Annotated in this window: 9 protein-coding genes; 4 read left to right on the top strand and 5 right to left on the bottom strand. The window is 61.5% G+C overall.

Features of this window, described 5'->3' with window-relative positions; translation table 11 throughout:
* Nucleotides 1–133 precede the first annotated feature (133 nt).
* From VBE63_RS25685 to VBE63_RS25670, 4 genes are all read right to left on the bottom strand, one after another.
* The gene (locus VBE63_RS25685; protein WP_323685846.1) at nt 134–598 is read right to left on the bottom strand and encodes a hypothetical protein; all 465 of its coding nucleotides are present in this window, start codon (nt 596–598) and stop codon (nt 134–136) included.
* 248 nt (nt 599–846) lie between these two features.
* Nucleotides 847–1,095, bottom strand: coding sequence for a DUF433 domain-containing protein (locus VBE63_RS25680; RefSeq protein ID WP_323685845.1), 249 nt, complete (start codon nt 1,093–1,095; stop codon nt 847–849).
* 63 nt (nt 1,096–1,158) lie between these two features.
* Entirely contained in the window at nt 1,159–1,476 is a 318-nt protein-coding gene (locus tag VBE63_RS25675; protein ID WP_323685844.1) for a HigA family addiction module antitoxin, read from the bottom strand.
* A gap of 9 nt (nt 1,477–1,485) precedes the next feature.
* Nucleotides 1,486–1,779: a type II toxin-antitoxin system RelE/ParE family toxin gene (locus tag VBE63_RS25670; protein WP_323685843.1), complete on the bottom strand. Its 294-nt coding sequence runs from the start codon at nt 1,777–1,779 to the stop codon at nt 1,486–1,488.
* 23 nt (nt 1,780–1,802) lie between these two features.
* On the opposite strand from VBE63_RS25670, the gene VBE63_RS25665 reads away from it, so the two are divergent.
* From VBE63_RS25665 to VBE63_RS25650, 4 genes are read left to right on the top strand one after another with little or no spacing between them, the layout of a single operon-like run.
* A complete protein-coding gene (locus VBE63_RS25665; RefSeq protein WP_323685842.1) occupies nt 1,803–2,129 on the top strand; it encodes a hypothetical protein in 327 nt (108 codons plus the stop codon).
* 26 nt (nt 2,130–2,155) lie between these two features.
* Nucleotides 2,156–2,380: a hypothetical protein gene (locus tag VBE63_RS25660; RefSeq protein WP_323685841.1), complete on the top strand. Its 225-nt coding sequence runs from the start codon at nt 2,156–2,158 to the stop codon at nt 2,378–2,380.
* A gap of 31 nt (nt 2,381–2,411) precedes the next feature.
* Nucleotides 2,412–2,876, top strand: a complete 465-nt coding sequence (locus tag VBE63_RS25655) for a MerR family transcriptional regulator (protein ID WP_323685840.1) — start codon at nt 2,412–2,414, stop codon at nt 2,874–2,876.
* A complete protein-coding gene (locus VBE63_RS25650; protein ID WP_323685839.1) occupies nt 2,869–3,555 on the top strand; it encodes a hypothetical protein in 687 nt (228 codons plus the stop codon). The genes VBE63_RS25655 and VBE63_RS25650 overlap by 8 nt, the downstream gene beginning before the upstream one ends.
* On the opposite strand, the gene VBE63_RS25645 is transcribed toward VBE63_RS25650, so the two are convergent.
* On the bottom strand, nt 3,488–3,688 hold the full coding sequence (locus VBE63_RS25645; protein WP_323685838.1) for a DUF6399 domain-containing protein: 201 nt from the start codon (nt 3,686–3,688) through the stop codon (nt 3,488–3,490). The genes VBE63_RS25650 and VBE63_RS25645 overlap by 68 nt on opposite strands.
* Nucleotides 3,689–3,911: the final 223 nt, after the last annotated feature.

Here is a 3,911-nt window from a genome sequence, read left to right as displayed (position 1 = left end):
GCGAGGGCAGGAGCGAGAGTTCGTTCTCTAAGGTCGCCACCGCGCGGCGTTGGGCGACGCTGGCGCGGCGCTGTTCGTCGCGCTGCGAGCCTGAGGCGGAGCCGGTCGTGGCGAGCTGCTCGATGCGTGTCAGCTACTCTTCGGTCAGCTCCAGACGTTCCTGCTCCAGCACCAGCAGGCGGCGCGTGCTCTCGGCCTCGACCTCGAGCTGGGCCAACTCGGCGGCTAGACGCGCGCCTTCGGCCTCGGCCTCGGCGATGGCGAGTTGATAGCGGCTGGGGTCGAGCGCGAGCAACAGGGTTCCAGCCGGCAGCAGGTTGCCGCTCTCCAGATCCGGGTGACGCTCGACCACGCGACCGGCGACATTGGCGATCGCCTGCCAGCGCTCGGCCGAGCGCGCGCTGCCGAGGCTGCGCGCCTCGATCCGCAGGGCGACGGGTTGCAGCGCGATGACCCTTAGCGTCGGGGCCGCTGCCGGGCTGTCGCTGTGTTGCGGCGCTCGGGCATGGCTGATCAAGAACGCGGCCAGGGCGATGCCGCAGCCGAGCCCGAGCAGGATCAGCAGTCCACGGCTGAGTGTGGTCAGGAGGGGCTTCATGGTTGGTCCTGTTCCTGGGTTTCCAGGGTGGTCCAAAGGTCGCCTTTGGTCCGCATGGCTTGGCTGTCCCGGCTGGCCTGGTTGTTGGACGGGACGGCGTTGCGATCCCTTAAAGCGTCCATTGAGCCTGCAGCAGAGTGCCCGATCCTTGATCGGGGTCAAGCGGCGTCTGGCGGCGGCGCCGGTCGCTCGGCCGGTTAAAAGTGAGCATCGATAGGGCAGGTTGGCATCGATCAAGAAGCGCGCCATCAGGCCACGCGTTCAAGACGGTAGCGATGGGCCATCATGTCCGCGGCGAAGCGGACACAGGCGTCGATGTCTGCGTCCTCTAACGATGGATATTGCTGGAGAATCTCCTCACGCGAACCCCCGGCGCCGAGATAACCCAGCAGGGTTTCGACGGTAATCCGTAAGCCGCGAATGGTCGGCCGACCGTTGCAGAGATCAGGGTCGACAGTGATGCGGCCGTCGAGGTAGCTGAGGGTTTCGCTGGCCATCTGAGCGTTGACTCCTGTGCAGTCCTTAGGCTGTTGGCGCATGTCGGCGCAGAGCCGATTGTCTCAGGCCGTATTGCGGAACTCGTGATAATCGCGGATTGAATTCAGCGTGTCTTTCTCTGTTTGTTGTGCCTTGTACAGGTCCCAGCGGATTTGCAAGTTCAGCCAGAAATCCTCTGACATGTTGAAAAACCGCGCCAACCGCAGCGCGGTGCTGGGTGTGACGCCACGCCGCTGATTGACCAGTTCGTTCACGCGCTGGTATGGCACCTGGATGGCGTCTGCCAGTTCACGCTGGGTAATGCCCATTGGGGTCAGAAACTCCTCCAGGAGCATTTCACCGGGATGTGTGGGTTGGCGTTCGGTCGGTATGCGCACCATCTTTTGACCTCAGTGGTAATCCGTGATTTCAACATCGCTAGGGCCGGCTTGCGTCCAGACAAAGCAAATTCGGTATTGTTGATTGATACGGAGACTGTGTTGTCCGGCACGGTTGCCTGTCAAGGATTCCAGCCTATTGCCAGGTGGGATCTTCAGTTCATCCAAAGCGGCGACTGAATCCAGTTGATCGAGCTTCCTCCCCGCTATTTTCCAAAGGGACTGAGGGCAGGCTTTTCTGGCATGCCGAGAAGTGACGCCATTGAAAATATCTTCGGTGGCTTTGTCCTTGAATGACACAATCATGAACGCATGATAGCACGGTATCCATGTTATCTGAGCCTGCCCGCAGTGATGTTGCGATACCCGCCGATCACAGACTCGCCGAGCCCATCTGGAACGGCTTGGGGGATTTGGAACTGAACGCGCTCGCCGATACTCGTCTGGCGGATTGGCAGATGCAGTCAAGGTTGGGCTGGATGAGTTGTGAGCGGGTGTTTCACCCCTCGGATCGGCCGACCATCAACACGCGGCGCCAGCAGCATCGGGCCGATGACGACCAGGAAGGCGGCGAAGGCGCCGCTCCAGAGCAGACCCGAGAGCAGAATCTAGCTGCTCCAAAGGTTGCTTTTTATCTTACGTTGACGTTAGATTAATGCTCCACGCCAATCGGAGGTCAACCATGTCGACGAAACTTCTGCTGCACACCAAGCAAGTCTTAGACAACGCCGCGCGGGCTGCACTGAATGATCACCTGCAAGCTGAGCTGGCAGGCGAAACGCGCTTGGAGCCCTCGACCAAACCACACCTGTTGTTTGCCTTGCATGATCCTGCGCGAGTGACCTCACAGCAGCTCCTAGCCGTGGTGCAGAAGCGGGGCCTGTCAGCGCGCTTCGTTGACCTGTGAATCGCGCTGGCTCTAGCGGAGTGTGATGATCATGAAGATCGGCGTCATCGCCGAGCAGCTTGGTACCACGGTGCGCACCCTGCGCTTCTATGAAGCGCAGGGGCTGGTGCAGCCGCAGCGTACGCCGGGTGGAACCCGGCTGTACGATGAGGCAGATGTGGCCCGTTTTGCCGCCGTGCTGGCTTTGGCTCGTCTTGGCTTCTCGCTGCAAGAGTTGGCGGCGCTGGCCGCTGTGCGGTCGCAGAACGAGACCGGCGCTGCGGCGAGCCGTGATGTCCTGGCGCGCCTTGCAGCCATGGATCAAAGCCTCGCCGAGCAAGCGACCGCCATCAAGGCACAACGGCGCGATCTGGCCCAAGCCCGAGCATTGGTGAGCCGTTGCCAGGGCTGCACGCAGCGTCCGCTGCGCGCGGTCTGCGATCAGTGTGAGGTCAGTCGTGGCGTCAGCGACAGCCAGATCCTGCAGCTGATTTGGGAGGCTCCGATCCGTGATTGAAGTGCAGCTTGACTGGTATTATCGATGCGTCTGGCCGGACGGCTTTGGCGCTCGTGGCTGGAAGCTCGCCTCGGCGATCGATGATCCGAACATCATCGCCTCGACACCAGCCACCGGCGATCAGATTCCCACTGCGGTGTTCATCCACGACATCCTTGATCACGCACTCTGTGGGCTACCGCCGAGTGGCCATCGGGCTGAATCGATCGCGTTGCTGCAACTCGCTGCGCGCACCGGTGCTGATCCGCGCCCCGATCTGGCGCAGATGGTCGATGAAGACCTGATGCAGGGCCAGGCCAATGGCGAACCGCTAGACAGCCTACTGCCGGAGGATCTCAAACCCCAGCGATGGGACAGGCCATGCAGCGGCCGGGCGGTCATACAGCCCCTGATCGATCGGCTGGGCCCTGAGGTCGTGCGATCGCGCTTGACCCAGCACCTGCTCGAGATCGGTGTTGCTGGTGCTGCAAAAGCCGAAGCGGCCTATCGTGCGTGGGGGCTTGAGTACGCGCGCCGAGGTGCCCTTGGGCTGGCGCTACAACAGCTTTTTACAGAGGCCGACCGGCAGGTCTGTGAAGCCGGTTGGCACCAGGCTTCGGGTTTGATCGCGATCAGTCAGGAGCGTTGCGCATTGCGCGTGCAGTCACCGCAAACATGGGCCGTTGCGAGCCAGTATTGATGTCATGCGCGATGCGCAAAGGTTTCGCTTGCTCGAACAGAGCCGGATGGGGTTGGGCGAAGAAGTGCTCCGCAGCCGTGGTGCCATCGCGACGGCGGGTCGCGAAGTTGTGTAGATGGTGGTGTTCCCGCAAAGCATCCTTTGAGCCTGCTGCAGACTGTCCGACGCTTGATCGAAGTCAAGCGACGTTTGATCGCGGCGCCGGTCACTCGGCTGGTCATTGATGGCGGGGCAAGATGACTCGGGCAGTATCGAACCACTTCGGATCGATCGTCTCTGGGAGGACCGGGGCATTGAAAACCGCTTAGCAGTGCTATCCTAAGCCCCTTTCCGAGTCCTTTTTAGAAACCTGGAAT

The sequence above is a fragment of the Lamprobacter sp. genome, from assembly GCF_034860625.1.
Taxonomy (GTDB): Bacteria; Pseudomonadota; Gammaproteobacteria; order Chromatiales; family Chromatiaceae; genus Lamprobacter.
This window is presented reverse-complemented; position numbering and strand designations above follow the sequence as displayed.

What these genes read in the sequence shown, in the direction of transcription:
- VBE63_RS25685 (WP_323685846.1), bottom strand. Translation starts at nt 598, where the DNA reads ATGAAGCCCCTCCTGACCACACTCAGCCGTGGACTGCTGATCCTGCTC.
- VBE63_RS25680 (WP_323685845.1), bottom strand. Translation starts at nt 1,095, where the DNA reads ATGGCCAGCGAAACCCTCAGCTACCTCGACGGCCGCATCACTGTCGAC.
- VBE63_RS25675 (WP_323685844.1), bottom strand. Translation starts at nt 1,476, where the DNA reads ATGGTGCGCATACCGACCGAACGCCAACCCACACATCCCGGTGAAATG.
- VBE63_RS25670 (WP_323685843.1), bottom strand. Translation starts at nt 1,779, where the DNA reads ATGATTGTGTCATTCAAGGACAAAGCCACCGAAGATATTTTCAATGGC.
- VBE63_RS25665 (WP_323685842.1), top strand. Translation starts at nt 1,803, where the DNA reads ATGTTATCTGAGCCTGCCCGCAGTGATGTTGCGATACCCGCCGATCAC.
- VBE63_RS25660 (WP_323685841.1), top strand. Translation starts at nt 2,156, where the DNA reads ATGTCGACGAAACTTCTGCTGCACACCAAGCAAGTCTTAGACAACGCC.
- VBE63_RS25655 (WP_323685840.1), top strand. Translation starts at nt 2,412, where the DNA reads ATGAAGATCGGCGTCATCGCCGAGCAGCTTGGTACCACGGTGCGCACC.